The sequence below is a fragment of the Streptomyces sp. NPDC002776 genome (assembly GCF_053592195.1).
This window is the reverse complement of the sequence record NZ_JBSFVG010000008.1, coordinates 125758-141747: the sequence shown is the minus strand read 5'-3', so window position 1 is coordinate 141747 and position 15990 is coordinate 125758. Positions and strand designations below refer to the sequence as shown.

13 protein-coding genes and 1 pseudogene are annotated in these 15990 nt (G+C 72.5%); 4 read left to right on the top strand and 10 right to left on the bottom strand.

Annotated features, from left to right (window positions below; all coding sequences use genetic code 11):
* Window positions 1-51: 51 nt before the first annotated feature.
* Both ACWD11_RS18320 and ACWD11_RS18315 read right to left on the bottom strand, forming a co-directional pair.
* Window positions 52-864 carry a PaaX family transcriptional regulator gene (locus ACWD11_RS18320; protein ID WP_389419947.1) on the bottom strand — a complete coding sequence of 271 codons (813 nt, stop codon included), beginning with the start codon at window positions 862-864 and terminating at the stop codon, window positions 52-54.
* Window positions 865-879: 15 nt separating this feature from the next.
* A complete protein-coding gene (locus ACWD11_RS18315) occupies window positions 880-2484 on the bottom strand; it encodes an AMP-binding protein (RefSeq protein WP_451284069.1) in 1605 nt (534 codons plus the stop codon).
* A 154-nt stretch (window positions 2485-2638) separates the two neighbouring features.
* Between ACWD11_RS18315 and ACWD11_RS18310 the strand changes: the two genes are divergently transcribed.
* Both ACWD11_RS18310 and ACWD11_RS18305 read left to right on the top strand, forming a co-directional pair.
* Window positions 2639-3769 carry an acyl-CoA dehydrogenase family protein gene (locus ACWD11_RS18310; protein ID WP_451284067.1) on the top strand — a complete coding sequence of 377 codons (1131 nt, stop codon included), beginning with the start codon at window positions 2639-2641 and terminating at the stop codon, window positions 3767-3769.
* Complete coding sequence (locus ACWD11_RS18305; protein ID WP_389419944.1) at window positions 3766-4164, top strand: RidA family protein; 399 nt, start codon at window positions 3766-3768, stop codon at window positions 4162-4164. The genes ACWD11_RS18310 and ACWD11_RS18305 overlap by 4 nt, the downstream gene beginning before the upstream one ends.
* Before the next feature lie 8 nt (window positions 4165-4172).
* On the opposite strand, the gene ACWD11_RS18300 is transcribed toward ACWD11_RS18305, so the two are convergent.
* Entirely contained in the window at window positions 4173-4367 is a 195-nt protein-coding gene (locus tag ACWD11_RS18300; RefSeq protein ID WP_389419943.1) for a DUF5999 family protein, read from the bottom strand.
* A 227-nt stretch (window positions 4368-4594) separates the two neighbouring features.
* Between ACWD11_RS18300 and ACWD11_RS18295 the strand changes: the two genes are divergently transcribed.
* A complete protein-coding gene (locus ACWD11_RS18295) occupies window positions 4595-5017 on the top strand; it encodes a DUF6299 family protein (protein ID WP_389419942.1) in 423 nt (140 codons plus the stop codon).
* Window positions 5018-5147: 130 nt separating this feature from the next.
* Here the strand turns inward: ACWD11_RS18295 and ACWD11_RS18290 are convergent, their stop codons facing one another.
* The 4 genes from ACWD11_RS18290 to ACWD11_RS18275 all read right to left on the bottom strand — a co-directional run bounded on the left by ACWD11_RS18290 (window position 5148) and on the right by ACWD11_RS18275 (window position 8306).
* Window positions 5148-5720, bottom strand: a complete 573-nt coding sequence (locus tag ACWD11_RS18290; protein WP_451284064.1) for a DUF305 domain-containing protein — start codon at window positions 5718-5720, stop codon at window positions 5148-5150.
* Between the two features lie 58 nt (window positions 5721-5778).
* Window positions 5779-7308, bottom strand: a complete 1530-nt coding sequence (locus tag ACWD11_RS18285; protein ID WP_389419941.1) for a helix-turn-helix domain-containing protein — start codon at window positions 7306-7308, stop codon at window positions 5779-5781.
* Window positions 7309-7372: 64 nt separating this feature from the next.
* The gene (locus ACWD11_RS18280; protein WP_190194188.1) at window positions 7373-7570 is read right to left on the bottom strand and encodes a DUF4236 domain-containing protein; all 198 of its coding nucleotides are present in this window, start codon (window positions 7568-7570) and stop codon (window positions 7373-7375) included.
* 37 nt (window positions 7571-7607) lie between these two features.
* Window positions 7608-8306 carry a hypothetical protein gene (locus ACWD11_RS18275; RefSeq protein ID WP_389419940.1) on the bottom strand — a complete coding sequence of 233 codons (699 nt, stop codon included), beginning with the start codon at window positions 8304-8306 and terminating at the stop codon, window positions 7608-7610.
* A gap of 221 nt (window positions 8307-8527) precedes the next feature.
* Between ACWD11_RS18275 and acnA the strand changes: the two genes are divergently transcribed.
* A complete protein-coding gene (gene acnA / locus ACWD11_RS18270; protein WP_389419939.1) occupies window positions 8528-11245 on the top strand; it encodes an aconitate hydratase AcnA in 2718 nt (905 codons plus the stop codon).
* A gap of 215 nt (window positions 11246-11460) precedes the next feature.
* On the opposite strand, the gene ACWD11_RS18265 is transcribed toward acnA, so the two are convergent.
* The 3 genes and pseudogenes from ACWD11_RS18265 to ACWD11_RS18255 form a co-directional block, all read right to left on the bottom strand.
* Window positions 11461-12666, bottom strand: coding sequence for a vWA domain-containing protein (locus ACWD11_RS18265; RefSeq protein WP_451284260.1), 1206 nt, complete (start codon window positions 12664-12666; stop codon window positions 11461-11463).
* 131 nt (window positions 12667-12797) lie between these two features.
* Window positions 12798-14038 (bottom strand): annotated as a pseudogene (locus tag ACWD11_RS18260) (AAA family ATPase).
* Window positions 14039-14121: 83 nt separating this feature from the next.
* A complete protein-coding gene (locus tag ACWD11_RS18255; protein ID WP_451284061.1) occupies window positions 14122-15939 on the bottom strand; it encodes a hypothetical protein in 1818 nt (605 codons plus the stop codon).
* Window positions 15940-15990 lie beyond the last annotated feature (51 nt).

Below are 15990 nucleotides of genomic sequence, written 5' to 3'. Positions count from 1 at the left end.
CGTACATCCTTGTTGCAAGGGTTCCCTGAGTGACCGAAGGCATGGCCGGTGTCACAACCCGGCGAAGACGGCCCCCGCGTCCCGCAGCCGCGCGTGCAGCGCACGGAACACCTCCGCCGACCGTACCCCGGGCCAGTCCTCGGGCAGCAGCCGGGCGGGCAGCCCGGGATCGACGTACGGCAGATGACGCCAGGAGTCCAGGGCGAGGAGATAGTCGCGGTACGCCTCCTCGGGCGGGGTGTCGGAGCGCTGCTCCCAGGCGTGCAGCACGCGCGCGTGGCGGTCGAGGAACGCCTCGTGCTCCTTGGCGACGGCCGCCAGGTCCCACCAGCGGGTGACCGCCTCGACGGTGGGCGCGAAGCCGAGGTGCTCACCGCGGAAGAAGTCGACGTACGCCTCCAGGCGCAGCCGCGCCAGGGTGTGCCGGGTCTCCTCGTACAGCCGCGCGGGCGCGATCCACACACCGGGGGCGGCGCTGCCGAAGCCGAGGCCCGCCAGCCGGGAGCGCAGCACGTGCCGCTTCTGGCGCTCCGACTCCGGTACGGAGAAGACCGCCAGGACCCAGCCCTCCTCGTCGGGCGGCGCGGTGGCGTACACGCGCCGGTCGCCGTCGTCGAGCAACTGGCGGGCGTCCGGGGAGAGTTCGTAACCGGCCGCGCCCTCGGCGGTACGGGCGGGGACGAGCAGCCCGCGCCGTTTGAGGCGGGACACCGACGAGCGCACCGAGGGAGCGTCCACGCCCACCGCGGCCAGCAGCCGGATCAGTTCGGCGACGGGCACCGGGCCGGGCACGAAGCGGCCGTAGGCGCCGTAGAGCGTGACGATCAAGGACCGTGGTGCATGCTGGTCGGACACGTTGATCATCTTAGGTCGTCGGTATCACTGCCGGTCACCCGCGGCGTCGGCCGCGAGACGCAGCCTGAACCGCTGGAGCTTGCCGGTCGCCGTGCGCGGCAGGGCGTCCAGGAAGACGATCTCGCGCGGGCACTTGTACGGCGCGAGTTCCGCCTTGACGAAGGCGCGCAGCGCCGCCGCGTCCCGGGGCGCGCCCGGCCTGAGCACCGCGAACGCCATCACGACCTGTCCGCGCGCGGCATCGGGCCGGCCCACCACCGCCGTCTCCAGTACGTCCGGGTGGCGCAGCAGCGCCTCCTCGACCTCCGGGCCCGCGATGTTGTACCCGGCCGAGATGATCATGTCGTCCGCGCGGGCGACGTAACGGAAGTAGCCGTCACTCTCCCGGACGTAGGTGTCGCCGGTGATGTTCCAGCCGTGCCGTACGTACTCGCACTGGCGGGGGTCGGCGAGATAGCGGCAGCCGACCGGCCCGCGCACCGCGAGCAGTCCCGGCTCCCCGTCGGGCTTCTCCCGGCCGTCGGCGTCCACCACGCGCGCCTGCCAGCCGGGCACCGGCAGCCCGGTGGTGCCGGGCCTGATGTCCTCGTCGGCGGCGGAGACGAAGATGTGCAGCAGTTCGGTGGCGCCGATGCCGTTGATGATGCGCAGCCCGGTCCGCTCGTGCCAGGCCCGCCAGGTGGCCGCGGGCAGGTTCTCGCCGGCCGATACACAGCGGCGCAGGCTGGAGACGTCGTGCCCGTCCAGTTCGTCCAGCATCACGCGGTAGGCGGTCGGCGCGGTGAACAGCACCGTCACCCGGTGCTCGGCGACGGCGGACAGCAGCTGCCGGGGACCGGCCTGTTCGAGCAGCAGCGCGCTCGCCCCGGCCCGCAGCGGGAAGACCACGAGCCCGCCGAGCCCGAAGGTGAAGCCGAGCGGGGGACTGCCGGTGAAGACATCGCCCGTACGGGGCTGGAGCACATGCTGGGAGAAGGTGTCCGCCGTCGCCAGCACATCCCGGTGGAAGTGCATGCAGCCCTTGGGCCGGCCGGTGGTGCCGGAGGTGAAGGCGATCAGCGCCACGTCGTCGCAGGCGGTGTCCACGGGCGTGTACGGGGCGTGCGGCGCCGGCCGCTCGAGCAGGTCGTCCGGGGCGTCACCGCCGTACGTGGCGATCCGCAGCCCGGGTATCTCCGCCTTGGCGAGGTCGTCGACGGCCCGGATGTCGCACAGCGCGTGGCTCACCTCGGCCATCCCGCACATCGTGCGCAGCTCCTGCGGGCGCTGCTGGGCCAGGACGGTCACGGCGACCGCGCCCGCCTTCAGCACCGCGAGCCAGCAAGCCGCGAGCCAGGGGCTGGTGGGGCCGCGCAGCAGCACCCGGTTGCCCGGGACGACCCCGAGGTCGCCGGTCAGCAGGTGCGCGAGGCGGTCGACCCGGGCCCGCAGCTCACCGTAGGTCCAGCTGGGACCGTCGGCGGTGTGGAACGCCGGACGGTCGTCCGGGGGGCCGTGCAGCAGCTCGGCGGCGCAGTTCAGCCGTTCGGGGTAACGCAGCTCGGGCAGATCGAAGGTGAGCTCGGGCCACTGGTCGGCCGGCGGGAGATGGTCGCGCGCGAAGGTGTCGAGATGCGCCGAGACGTTCATGGCGGTGCGCCCCCTTGCCTGGTGGGCTCCCTGGTTGCCTGGTGGGCTCGCTCGAGGAGCGTATCGCGTTGGTGACGGCAGTCAACTGCGCGCGATACCGTCGGGGGAGTGGCCCCGCGGTCCCGTCGACCGGCCGCGGGCGGAGAGGACGGCGATGTCCGCATTCTCACTCGAACCGGAACAGGCCGCCTGGTGTGCCGAACTGCGTCTGCTGGCCGCGGAGCGCCTGCGCCCGCTCGCCGAGAAGGGCGAACCCGGCCAGGTCAACCGCCCGCTCGTCGCCGAACTGGGCGCCCTCGGCCTGCTGCCCCGCCTGTTCACCTCCGGCGCCCTGGACCTGTGCCTGATGCGCGAGTCCCTGGCCTACGCCTGCACGGAGGCGGAGACCGCGCTCGCCCTCCAGGGCCTGGGCGCCCGCCCCATCCACGCCCACGGCACCCCGGCCCAGCGCGAGCACTGGCTGCCGAGGGTCGGCGCGGGCACGGCGGTGGCCGCGTTCGCGCTCAGCGAGCCGGGCGCGGGCTCGGACGCGGCGGCCCTCTCCCTCACCGCCCACCCCGACGGCCCGTCCGCCTGGCGCCTCACCGGCGAGAAGTGCTGGATCTCCAACGCCCCCGACGCCGACTTCTACACGGTGTTCGCCCGCACCACCCCGGGCGCGGGATCCCGGGGCGTGACCGCGTTCCTGGTACCGGCCGACCGCCCGGGCCTGACCGGCACCCCCCTCGACATGCTCTCCCCGCACCCCATCGGGACGCTGGCCTTCGACGCGGTCCCGGTGACGGCCGACGACCTCCTGGGCGAGCCCGACCGGGGCTTCCGGGTGGCGATGGGCACCCTGAACCTCTTCCGCCCCAGCGTCGGCGCCTTCGCGGTCGGCATGGCACAGGCGGCCCTGGACGCGACGCTCGCCCACACCGCCCGGCGGGACGCGTTCGGCGGCACGTTGAGCGACCTCCAGACGGTCGCCCACCAGGTCGCCGAGCTGGCCCTGCGCACCGAGGCGGCCCGCCTGATGGTGTACGCGGCGGCCACGGCGTACGACGAAGGCGCCCCGGACGTCCCGAGGCGCGCCGCGATGGCGAAGCTGCTGGCGACCGAGACGGCGCAGTACGTGGTCGACCGGGCCGTCCAGCTGCACGGCGCCCGGGCCCTGCGCCGGGGCCATCTCCTGGAGCATCTGTACCGCGAAGTCCGGGCCCCGCGGATCTACGAGGGCGCCAGCGAGGTGCAACGCGGCATCATCGCCAGGGAGTTGTACGCCGACCTGGAGGCCCGAGCATGACAGCGCGACGAGTCGACCCGCCCGAGCTGTCCCCGCCCACCGGGTTCACCCACGCGGTGGTGGCGACGGGCTCCCGGCTGGTGTTCCTGGCGGGCCAGACAGCGCTGGACGCCGACGGCAGGATCGAGGGCGACACGCTCCCGGAGCAGTTCGAGAAGGCGCTGGGCAACCTGCTGACGGCCCTGCGCGCGGCGGGCGGCACCCCGGCGGACCTGGCGCGGGTCACGGTGTACGCCACGGACATCGAGACCTACCGCGCGCACGCCCGTGAACTGGGCCTGACCTGGCGGCGGCTGGCGGGCCGGGACTACCCGGCGATGGCCGTGGTGGAGGTCGTGCGCCTGTGGGACCGGCAGGCGCTGGTGGAACTGGACGGCTTCGCGGTGCTCCCGTAGCGAGCCGCTCAGGCGGCCGCCACCAGCCGGCCCACCGGCACGCGCTGAGGCGACACGACCCGCCCGTCCGGCAGCAGCTCGCCGGAGTCGTCGAAGACGATCGTGCCGTCGCACAGCAGGCTCCACCCCTGCTCGGGATGGGCGGCGACGACGAGCGGAGCATGCGAACCGGTCACGGAACACGACGTCTGGTGAGCACTCATGGTGCGCCTCCACATGGGTCGGACACTTCCTATGGACAGACCATCCTCCCGGCGTGCCCTCATCGCCACGGGCCGGCCGCAAGCGTGACACCACGGGGACAACTCCCGGACGGTCTGGGGACCCCCGGCGCGGACTCGCCACCGAAGGGGTGACGATCACGCGCGTGGGCGTGCGCGCCCGGTACTGGTGGAGGCCCCCGAACTCCGCTCACCCGGAAGGTCTTCCCATGCCCGTACGCGCCGCCCTCGGCACCGCCGCCGCTGCCACCCTGCTCCTGGTCACGGCCCCCGCCGCGCCCGCCGCCCCCGGTGAGACGGTGACCGTCGACCCGACCGGCACCATCGCCGCCGACGGCACGGTCACCCTCTCCGGCACCTACCGCTGCACCGGCGGCACGGGCCCGGTCTTCGTCAGCTCCTCCGTGGGCAAGCCCTCGTCGGGTCTGCGCCACGGCATCGGCGGCACCCGCGCGGTCTGCGACGGCGTGGAGCGCCGCTGGCAGAACACCGGCAAGCCGTCCCGCAGTTCGCTCGAAGCGGGCCCGGCCCACGTGGAGGCGACCGTTATGGAGCTGGACACCAAGGGCGGCCTGCCGCTGCCCGTCTTCCACGCGGCCCACCAGGAGGACGTGACCCTCGTCGCGAACTGACCCCGCGGCCAGAGGCCGACGGGCAACGGGCGACGACTCGGGCCGGACCCCGCGGCCAGAGGCCAACCGGATACGACTCGGGCCGGGCTCCGCGGTCGGTGAAAGGCCGCCGCGGAGTCCGGCCTCCGCGTTACGAGAGCCGGTCGACGACGGCCTGGAGCTGCTCGACCTCCGCGGACCGGCTCTTGACGACCGCCGCCGCCATCTTCCGGGCGTCGGGGTTCTCGCCGTTCTTCCGCTCGTCCTCGGCCATGGCGATCGCGCCGTCGTGGTGCTCGATCATCATCTCGGCGAAGGCCCGGTCGAACTCGGTGCCCTTCAGGGCCTTCAGCTCCGCCAAGTCCGCGGATCCGCGGTCGGCTGCTTCCAGGACTCCGGCCGGCCCTTCATCGTCCATGCCGTCGCCCCCGCAGGCCGCGAGGAACAGGGCGCCGCCCGCGACGAGACCCGCCGCGGCGAGGCCGCGCTTGATCGCAGTCGTGAGATCAGGGCCGCGCGGCGGGGGACGGGGCCGCTCCACGGCGGCGACCTGGGTGAGGAGCCGGGCCGCCCGGTCCCGGGCACGGGCGCTCGCCGCCTTCGGCAAGGCGGCGAGCACCAAGGCACCGAAGAGCACCACGACACACAGCGACATCGGATCCATCGGCACGGCGGGCTCGTGCGTGGACGACCCGTCCGGCACCTCCGCCACCGGACGGTCCATGGGCGCCACGTGGGAGGAGGCCCGCATCCCGGAACCCGCACGGTCCGAGCCCGCGTGCTCAGATGTCCCGGAACGTCTCGATCTGCGCACCGATCGAGTTGAGGCGCTCGGCGAGGTCTTCGTAGCCGCGGTTGATGACGTAGACGTTGCGGAGCACCGACGTGCCCTCCGCCGCCATCATCGCCAGCAGGACGACCACCGCGGGGCGCAGGGCCGGCGGGCACATCATCTCGGCGGCGCGCCAGCGGGTGGGGCCCTCGACCAGGACGCGGTGCGGGTCCAGCAACTGCAGGCGGCCGCCCAGGCGGTTGAGGTCGGTGAGGTAGATCGCGCGGTTGTCGTAGACCCAGTCGTGGATGAGGGTCTTGCCCGAGGCGACGGCCGCGATGGCCGCGAAGAAGGGGACGTTGTCGATGTTCAGGCCCGGGAACGGCATCGGGTGGATCTTGTCGATCGGCGCCTCCAGCTTGGAGGGCCGCACGGTCAGGTCCACCAGGCGCGTACGGCCGTTGTCCGCGACGTACTCGGGGGTGCGGTCGTGGTCGAGGCCCATCTCCTCCAGGACCGCGAGCTCGATCTCCAGGAACTCGATGGGCACCCGGCGGACCGTCAGCTCCGACTCGGTCACCACCGCGGCGGCCAGCAGGCTCATCGCCTCGACCGGGTCCTCGGAGGGGGAGTAGTCGACGTCGACGTCGATGGTCGGCACGCCGTGCACGGTGAGCGTGGTGGTGCCGATGCCCTCGACCTTGACGCCGAGCGCCTCCAGGAAGAAGCACAGGTCCTGGACCATGTAGTTGGAGGAGGCGTTGCGGATCGTGGTCACGCCGTCGTGGCGGGCGGCGGCCAGCAGCGCGTTCTCGGTGACCGTGTCCCCGCGCTCGGTCAGCACGATCGGGCGGTCGGGGGAGATCGACCGGTCCACCCGGGCGTGGTACAGGCCCTCGGTGGCCGCGATGTCCAGGCCGAACCGGCGCAGCGCGATCATGTGCGGCTCGATGGTGCGCGTACCGAGGTCGCAGCCGCCCGCGTAGGGCAGCTTGAAGGCGTCCATCCGGTGCAGCAGCGGGCCCAGGAACATGATGATGGAGCGGGTGCGGACGGCCGCCTCGGCGTCGATGGCGCCCATGTCCAGCTCGGCCGGGGGCACCAGCTCCAGGTCGACCCCGCCGTTGATCCAGCGCGTCCGCACACCGATGGACTGGAGCACCTCCAGCAGCCGGTAGACCTCCTCGATGCGGGCCACCCGGCGCAGCACCGTGCGCCCCTTGTTGAGCAGGGAGGCGCACAGCAGGGCCACGCACGCGTTCTTGCTCGTCTTCACATCGATCGCGCCGGACAGCCGCCGGCCGCCCACCACCCGCAGATGCATCGGGCCCGCGTAGCCCAGAGAGACGATTTCGCTGTCCAGGGCTTCACCGATACGGGCGATCATCTCAAGGCTGATGTTTTGATTGCCGCGCTCGATCCGGTTGACGGCGCTCTGACTGGTGCCGAGCGCCTCGGCCAGCTGCGTCTGTGTCCAGCCACGGTGTTGCCGGGCGTCACGGATGAGCTTGCCGATGCGTACGAGGTAGTCGTCTGCCATGGGATTGAGGTTATCTCAGATATGAGATGGCGCCTCCTGGGGGGCCCGTACGGGTGACGGGGCGTCAACGCCGCCTGGCGGTACGGGTGCGGCGCCACCCGAAAGGTCCGGGCAAATCCATCGATGTCGTACGACGTCCGGTGCTGCTGTGGGTGTGCCGGGGACCGTTCGCCCCACCGGTGGTGATGGACCAGGAACGCCGGTTGATGTTCAGCCGGACCCCGGGCAGGATGCGGAAGCTCTTGCGAAAGGTGAGCGGCATGGAGGCCTCCCGTCGAAGTGGTTCGGACCCCTTTCGGCTACCCCGGCTTGGCGAACTGATGGCAGAATTCCACGGGTTCGTCGAAGGTGACGGCGGCTATGGGCGCGCCGGTGACGACGTACGCGTGCCGTGACACCCGCCCCTGCTCCGTCCGCAGCTCCAGCAGGCCGGGCTCGGGGCACCGCCAGGTGAGCCGGGTGACGCACTCGCCGAGGGCGTTGGCCAGATTGCTCCACCCCTGGCCGTTGGCGCGCAACTCGAACTCCGAGCACTCCATCACGCCGTAGTCGAACGGGATGCTGCTCCAGTAGCCGATGAGCGCCTCGTCCAGGCCGGTGCGCGGGTTCGCGGCGTCCTCCTCCGCGATCCGGCGGTCGGTGGCGATCTCGGGTCCGCCGACGTCCACCACGCGGGTGCCGTGCACGGCGACGCCGAGGTCGCGGAACTCGACGCCGACGTAGGGGATGCCGTCCCGGGCGACCGGGTGGAGGTGGACGGCGCGCACGTCGAGTCCCTCGGGAAAGCCCTCGTAGTGGGCGCAGACGGCGTGCCGGAGCGCGGTGAAGAGGTCGGGCAGATGGGTGGCCGTCCAGGCGGCGCGCGCCAGGTCGTCGTCGGTCAGCAGGGGGCAGCGCAGCGGGGCGCGCCCGGGACGCAGCCGCGTCCATGCGGTCGTCGGCAGCGGTACCCACTTCGTCCAGCCGCCCGCATGCCGGTGGAAATCGCCTCGCTTCATGGTGGAAGGAGGACATCACACGGAGGCCGGGCATGACCATCCCGGCCCCATGTACTAGAGTTATCTCGACATCGAGATATCTGCCGAGGCGTACCGCAGCCGCACGCGATCATCGGTCTGGCAGTAAGGGTGACCTAACTTAGCCTTACCTTAGCGGATCGGCCAGGTCGTCGTGGCGGCAGGATGCGGTGGGAACGCGCACATCAAAGAAGGAGACTGTCGTGTCGGCGAACAGCTTCGACGCCCGCAGCACGCTGCAGGTGGGCGACGAGTCGTACGAGATCTTCCGGCTGGACAAGGTGGAAGGCTCGGCCCGCCTTCCGTACAGCCTCAAGGTCCTGCTGGAGAACCTGCTCCGCACGGAGGACGGCGCGAACATCACCGCCGACCACATCCGCGCGCTCGGCGGGTGGGACTCGAGCGCCCAGCCGTCGCAGGAGATCCAGTTCACGCCCGCCCGCGTGATCATGCAGGACTTCACCGGCGTGCCCTGTGTCGTGGACCTCGCCACCATGCGTGAGGCCGTCAAGGAGCTCGGCGGCGACCCGGCGAAGGTCAACCCGCTCTCCCCGGCCGAGCTGGTCATCGACCACTCCGTCATCGCCGACAAGTTCGGCACGAACGAAGCGTTCGCGCAGAACGTCGAGCTGGAGTACGGGCGCAACAAGGAGCGCTACCAGTTCCTGCGCTGGGGCCAGACCGCCTTCGACGACTTCAAGGTCGTCCCGCCGGGCACCGGCATCGTCCACCAGGTCAACATCGAGCACCTCGCTCGTACGGTCATGGTCCGCAACGGCCAGGCCTACCCCGACACCCTGGTCGGCACCGACTCGCACACCACCATGGTCAACGGCCTCGGCGTGCTCGGCTGGGGCGTCGGCGGCATCGAGGCCGAGGCCGCGATGCTCGGCCAGCCGGTCTCCATGCTCATCCCGCGTGTCGTCGGCTTCAAGCTGACCGGTGAGCTCACCCCCGGCACCACCGCCACCGACCTGGTGCTGACCATCACCGAGATGCTGCGCAAGCACGGCGTGGTCGGCAAGTTCGTCGAGTTCTACGGCGAGGGCGTCTCCGCCACCTCGCTCGCGAACCGCGCCACCATCGGCAACATGTCGCCGGAGTTCGGCTCCACCGCCGCGATCTTCCCGATCGACGACGAGACCATCAAGTACCTGAAGCTGACCGGCCGTTCCGAGCAGCAGCTCGCGCTGGTCGAGGCGTACGCCAAGGAGCAGGGCCTCTGGCTGGACCCGGCCGCCGAGCCGGACTTCTCCGAGAAGCTGGAGCTGGACCTGTCGACGGTCGTCCCGTCGATCGCCGGCCCGAAGCGCCCGCAGGACCGCATCGTCCTCGCGAACGCCGCCCAGCAGTTCGCGCAGGACGTGCGCAACTACGTGGACGACGTGGACGAGGCGGGCAAGGAGTCCTTCCCGGCCTCCGACGCCCCGGCGAACACCCCCAACGGCGCCCCGTCGAAGCCGGTCCCCGTGACCGCCCCCGACGGCTCGACGTACGAGATCGACCACGGTGCCGTGACGGTCGCCGCGATCACGTCCTGCACCAACACCTCCAACCCGTACGTCATGGTCGCCGCGGCCCTCGTCGCGAAGAAGGCCGTGGAGAAGGGCCTGACCCGCAAGCCGTGGGTCAAGACCACCCTCGCCCCGGGTTCGAAGGTCGTCACGGACTACTTCGACAAGGCCGGTCTGACCCCGTACCTGGACAAGGTCGGCTTCAACCTGGTCGGTTACGGCTGCACCACCTGCATCGGCAACTCCGGCCCACTGCCGGAGGAGGTCTCCAAGGCCGTCAACGACCACGATCTCGCGGTCACTTCGGTCCTCTCCGGCAACCGCAACTTCGAGGGCCGGATCAACCCCGACGTCAAGATGAACTACCTGGCGTCCCCGCCGCTGGTCGTCGCGTACGCCCTCGCCGGCTCCATGAAGGTCGACATCACCAAGGACGCCCTGGGCACCGACCAGGACGGCAACCCGGTCTACCTCAAGGACATCTGGCCCTCCGAGGCCGAGGTCAACGACGTCGTCGCCAACGCCATCGGCGAGGACATGTTCTCCAAGTCCTACCAGGACGTCTTCGCGGGCGACGCCCAGTGGCAGGCGCTGCCCATCCCGACCGGCAACACCTTCGAGTGGGACCCGCAGTCCACCTACGTCCGCAAGCCCCCGTACTTCGAGGGCATGACGATGGAGACCACTCCCGTCTCGGACATCACGGGCGCGCGCGTCCTGGCCAAGCTGGGCGACTCGGTCACCACCGACCACATCTCACCGGCCGGTGCCATCAAGGCCGACACCCCGGCCGGCAAGTACCTCACGGAGCACGGCGTCGAGCGCCGCGACTTCAACAGCTACGGCTCGCGCCGCGGCAACCACGAGGTCATGATCCGCGGCACGTTCGCCAACATCCGCCTGCGCAACCAGATCGCGCCGGGCACCGAGGGCGGCTACACCCGCGACTTCACCCAGCCCGACGGTCCGGTGTCGTTCATCTACGACGCCTCGCGCAACTACATCGAGCAGGGCATCCCGCTGGTCGTCCTGGCCGGCAAGGAGTACGGCTCCGGCTCGTCCCGCGACTGGGCCGCCAAGGGCACCGCGCTGCTCGGCGTCAAGGCCGTCATCGCCGAGTCCTACGAGCGCATCCACCGCTCGAACCTCATCGGCATGGGCGTGCTGCCGCTGCAGTTCCCGGAGGGCGCCTCGGCCGCGTCCCTCGGCCTGACCGGCGAGGAGACCTTCTCCTTCACCGGCGTCGAGGAGCTCAACAACGGCACCACCCCGCGCACGGTGAAGGTCACCACCGACACCGGCGTCGAGTTCGACGCGGTCGTCCGCATCGACACCCCCGGCGAGGCGGACTACTACCGCAACGGCGGCATCATGCAGTACGTGCTGCGCAGCCTGATCCGCAAGTAAGCGGAACCGCACGGCTGTTGAGGGCCGCACCCCTGGCACCGGGGGTGCGGCCCTGCGCACTTGGGGGAAACTGTGCGTGTGCCAGGCGTTTACAAGCACGCCCCGCAACGCTACGTTCCGACCCAGTGGGGTGGGAGCGCTCCCATGCAAGGTGGACCGGAACCCGCCCCCAGGAGCGCCCCCACCCCACACCTCCCCCCGGCGCGCCGGTCCGTTCAGCCGATGGTGACGACCCGTGCCCAGGGCGGCGGGGTGTCCGGAACGTAGTGCGGGTCGTCCTCGTCCGCGGGGCGTCCCGGGCGCGGGAAGAGGCCGACGACGGTACGGCAGGGCGGCGGCGAGGACGGCCAGGGGGTCTGGCCGTCCGTCAGCGCGACGATCACGTCCGGACGGGGCCGCGAGCGCAGCGCCAGCGCGAAGCCGGAGCGCAGGTCCGTCCCCCCGCCGCCGATCAGCTCGATGTCCTCGGCACGGCAGATCGGGCCCGCGATCCCCGCCGCCGCGTCACAGGAGATCACCGAGACCAGGTCCCGTCGTCCGCCCACCGCCCGGGAGATCGCCGCCACCTCCACCAGCGCACTGCCCAGCTCGGCGTCGCTCACCGAACCGGAGGTGTCGATCACCACGCAGACCCGGGGAGGGATCCGCCGCAGACTCGGCAGCAGCACCCCCGGGACAGCGGCCGACCGCCGGGACGGACGCCGGTAGCTGTGGTTCTCGCCCACCCCCGGCGCCCCGGCCGCGGAGCGCACCGCCGCCCCCAGCAACCGCCGCCACGGCTGAGGCGGATGGAAGGCCTCGTCCGCCCAGCGGCGCCACCCCTCCGGAGCGTCGCCCGGCCGGCCCTTGATCCCCTCGGCGACCCGGAACCGCACCGCGTCCCGCTGCTGCTTGCTCAGCCCATGGGAACCGTCGGCTCCCAGCTCCCACGGCCGCTCCTCGCCGTCGGCGCCGCCGCCGCAGTCCAGCCAGGCCAGATCGGCGACGAGCCCGGACAGCGACGCCCTGTCCAGGTACTCCTCCATCAGCAGCCCGTCGGGCAGCCGCAGCAGCGACGGGAGCACCACCCCGGTGGGCCGGGGCAGTCCGTCGCCGTAGATGTCATCGTTGATCTCGAAGTCGGCGGCGATGTTCCGCCGCAGCCGCTCACCCGGCCCGTACTCCTCGTGCTCCCGCGCATAGCGCTCGCCGCGCCCGTGATGGTCCCGCAGCAGATGCGAGACCTCGTGCACCCAGACGCCCGCCAGCTCCTCCACCGGGGTGCGGGCCACGAAGCCGGGGGAGACGTAGCAGCGCCAGTGCGCGTCGACCGCCATCGTCGGCACCGACCGGTCCTCCACCACCCGCAGCGCGAAGAGCGCGACGGCCAGATAGGGGCGGACCTTGACGGCGTGCAGCCGGGCGGTGAGCAACTTCTCCATGTCCAGCGGAAGTGCGCGGTCCGCCGCGCGCCCGCCCGCCGTGGCGGGCGGTGCCGGCACGGTCGCCCGCACCGGCCGCGGCGGCGGACCCATCGGCCGCGGCAGCACGCGCGGGCGCGGCACGGCCCCCGTCATCGGCGCGCCCCCCGCGCCAGGGCGGCCTCGGCCCGTTCCACCGACCGGTCCGCACCGGCGGCGAGACCGACGATCGCGGCGAGCCGTTCCACCGCCGCCGGCACCTCCCAGTCGTCGCGCCGCACCGCGGCCAGCGCCTTGGCCGGGGCGACCAGCAGGTCCGGGGCGCCGGTCTCCAGGGCCCGGACCAGGACCGCCCACCCCGCCTCCCAGCGCCTTCGCTCCGGCCGTGCCCCGACGGCGGCCACCACCGCCTCCAGCGCGGCCTGCCGGAGGTCACCGCGCTCGGGCAGCTCGGCGCGGGCCGGGTCGGCCAGCAGCAGCTCCGGGTCCGGCAGGTCCATCCGGTCCAGGTGGGCGAGGAGTTCCAGCCCGGGTCCGTCGCCCACCGCGCCCCGTACCAGCAGCGCCAGCACCTCCCGGGAGACGGAGGCCGCCGTGCCGAAGGCCAGCAGGGTCAGCGCGGTCTCCCAGCTCCGGGGCGAGGGCCAGGCTCCGCCGCGCCGTGTCTCGGAGCTGGGCAGCCGGTGGATCAGCGTCGGCCGCGCGGCGAGGAACCCGCACACCGCGCGCCGGGCGAGGGCCACCGCCTCCGGCAGCCGCTCCGGTTCGAGCCGGGGCAGTTCGGCCCGGGGCCAGACCCCGCCGAGGCCGCGTACCACCACGTCCCGGTCGTGCACCCAGTACAGATGCACGAACCGGTTGGCCAGGGGCGGGCTCAGCTCCCACCCGTCCGCCGCCGAGGCGCGCGGATTGCCGCGGCCACGATCCGTACGCCGGGCGGCAGTTGCAGGGCACCGACCCGCCGCTCCAGCACGACCCGGAGCAGCGCGGCCTGGACGGCCGGGGTGGCGGTGGACAGTTCGTCCAGGAAGAGCAGTCCGCGCCCGGCCCGCACCAGCTCCACGGCCCACTGCGGCGGTGCCATCGGCACGCCCTGCACCGCGGGGTCGTCGCCCACGATGGGCAGCCCGGAGAAGTCGGTCGGCTCGTGGACACTGGCGATCACGGTGGTCAGCGGCAGGTCGAGGGAGGCGGCGAGCTGGGTCAGGGCCGCGGTCTTGCCGATGCCCGGTTCGCCCCAGAGCAGCACCGGAAGGTCGGCGGCCACGGCCAGGGTGAGCGCTTCGAGCTGCTCGTCGGGGCGGGGCTCGGTGGTGGTCGTCCGCAGAAGCGTCAACAGGTCCTCGGCGAGGGCGAGTTGGCCGTCGGTGGACGCAAGGGTGCTGGACGTCATGGATATCACCTGGGTGTGTGAAGAGAAGGGGACAGCCGCGCGGGCTGAAGCTGTGGGTGAAGGGGACGAGTGAGGTCGCCCGGTCACAAGGGCAGGGCGGTACGGGGCCGGCCGGGGCTGTTGCGCTTGGAGCGCCAGACGGACGGTGTACGCCGGTCGAGACGGGGCCGGGGTTCCGCCGCGGCGGTGGCGGCGGCGGGGTGTACGGCGACCAGCCCCGAACGGAACAGCCCGTGCTCGATGCGGCGGGCCGCGGCGGACTCCAACTCCTCGCGGAGCGGCCCGTCGCGCAGCAGCGCACCGGGACCGAGCAGCCCCTCGACCACGGCCAGCGCCCCGGCGACATCACCGTGGGCGAGCCGCTCCCGGACCGCGGGCAGTGCCTCCGGGGTGCGGTGCACCGCGTCGATCGCCCGCAGACACGGCAACGCGGGCCCGCCGAGCGCCACCAGCAGCTCCTCCCGGCGCAGCTCGCCCGGGTCGTGGTCGACCGCCGTCAGGGCCCCGTCCCGCAAGGCGATCCGGTGCACTGCGCCCCGGCACTCCACACGATGCGGATCGCTGGGTGCGCTGGGTTCACCGGCGGGGCCTGCCAGCGGTGCCGGTGCCGGGGCCGTCGACGCCAGCGCGGCGGCGACGAGCGGATGCAGCCGGTCGGCCGTGATCAGCCCGGCCCGCAGCAGCTCCAGATCCGGCAGGACCCGTGCGGCCGCCTCCGGCAGCACGGGAAGCGCCGCGATTCCCTGCGGCGGCAGCTCCTGACGCCCCTGCCGGATCGTCGGAACATGACTGTCGTCGGGTGCGACGAGCTCGAACACGGCCCACCTGCGCGTACCGAGCCGCACGGTGAACGCCCCGCGAGTACACCCCTCGTCCCGCAGCAACAGCTCGGCCTCGGCAGCCCAACGGGCGGTGGCCCAGGGGGAGTAGGGCACGGCCGCCGCGACCCACCTTTCGGTGGCCGAGGCGGCATCGGTCGCGGCCCCACCGGCCCAACTCGCCATGGCCGAGGGAAAATGCTCCCCCGCCGACGAGCGTCCGGTCCCTGCCCCGGTACCCCAACTCGCGGTGGCCGAAGGGGAGTCTTGCACCGCTCCGGCGCCCCAGATCGCCGGGCCCGACCGGGTGACGGCTGCGGCCTCACCGGTCCCATGCGCGGTGGTCGAGAGGGAGTCTTGCCTGGCCCAGGCGGGTCGGATCGGCGTGGCCGATGGGGAGACGGGCGTTGCCCCAGTGGCCGGACTTCCCGCTCCCGACGAGGAGTCGCACGTTGACCCGGTTCCCCAACTCCCCGCGCCCGCAGGAAAATCGCCCGCCGCCCCGGCATCCCGACTCGCGCTGGTCGGTGAGGAGCCCGCCCCCACCCCACAGCGCCCCGTCAGTTCACCGCTGTGCTCTGCGTCCCAGAGGTGGCGGTGCAGGTCGAGGCGGAAGCGTCGGTCGGGGTACGGATGCGGATGGTGTTCGGGATGGCCGGTCCCGGACTCCTCCCACAGTGCCAGTGACATCCGCTGCCCGGCGTCCGCCCAGGCCGGCGGCGTCCGCACCACCAGATGTGCCAGGGCCCCGCCGTAAGCCGGATAGCGGGCCAGGGACAGGGTGAGGCCGGGCCGGAGCCGTCCGTCGGGGGCGATCCGGGGCATGTGCCAGCGGAGCAGATCCGGCGCCAGCCGACGCAGGTCCGCCCGCAGACGGGTGACGAATTCGGTGCCGTGGCGGTCGCGCACGGCGCGCAGATCGAGGTCGACGTCGACCCGGGCGGCGGCGCAGGCCCCGGCCCAGTCACCGGCGGCACGTCGCGCGGTGGCGGTCTCGATCATGGACAGTGGCACGGCGTACTCGCGTACGCGCTGCCACATCGACAGGCGGGTCGGAATCGTGGGCGTGAAGTGAGATGCCATCAGCACTCACCGGACGCGGACGATTCCCCCAATCCACCAGAGGAGAAGTTC

What these genes read in the sequence shown, in the direction of transcription:
- ACWD11_RS18320 (WP_389419947.1), bottom strand. Translation starts at nt 864, where the DNA reads ATGATCAACGTGTCCGACCAGCATGCACCACGGTCCTTGATCGTCACG.
- ACWD11_RS18315 (WP_451284069.1), bottom strand. Translation starts at nt 2,484, where the DNA reads ATGAACGTCTCGGCGCATCTCGACACCTTCGCGCGCGACCATCTCCCG.
- ACWD11_RS18310 (WP_451284067.1), top strand. Translation starts at nt 2,639, where the DNA reads ATGTCCGCATTCTCACTCGAACCGGAACAGGCCGCCTGGTGTGCCGAA.
- ACWD11_RS18305 (WP_389419944.1), top strand. Translation starts at nt 3,766, where the DNA reads ATGACAGCGCGACGAGTCGACCCGCCCGAGCTGTCCCCGCCCACCGGG.
- ACWD11_RS18300 (WP_389419943.1), bottom strand. Translation starts at nt 4,367, where the DNA reads ATGAGTGCTCACCAGACGTCGTGTTCCGTGACCGGTTCGCATGCTCCG.
- ACWD11_RS18295 (WP_389419942.1), top strand. Translation starts at nt 4,595, where the DNA reads ATGCCCGTACGCGCCGCCCTCGGCACCGCCGCCGCTGCCACCCTGCTC.
- ACWD11_RS18290 (WP_451284064.1), bottom strand. Translation starts at nt 5,720, where the DNA reads ATGGACCGTCCGGTGGCGGAGGTGCCGGACGGGTCGTCCACGCACGAG.
- ACWD11_RS18285 (WP_389419941.1), bottom strand. Translation starts at nt 7,308, where the DNA reads ATGGCAGACGACTACCTCGTACGCATCGGCAAGCTCATCCGTGACGCC.
- ACWD11_RS18280 (WP_190194188.1), bottom strand. Translation starts at nt 7,570, where the DNA reads ATGCCGCTCACCTTTCGCAAGAGCTTCCGCATCCTGCCCGGGGTCCGG.
- ACWD11_RS18275 (WP_389419940.1), bottom strand. Translation starts at nt 8,306, where the DNA reads ATGAAGCGAGGCGATTTCCACCGGCATGCGGGCGGCTGGACGAAGTGG.
- ACWD11_RS18265 (WP_451284260.1), bottom strand. Translation starts at nt 12,666, where the DNA reads ATGGAGAAGTTGCTCACCGCCCGGCTGCACGCCGTCAAGGTCCGCCCC.
- ACWD11_RS18255 (WP_451284061.1), bottom strand. Translation starts at nt 15,939, where the DNA reads ATGGCATCTCACTTCACGCCCACGATTCCGACCCGCCTGTCGATGTGG.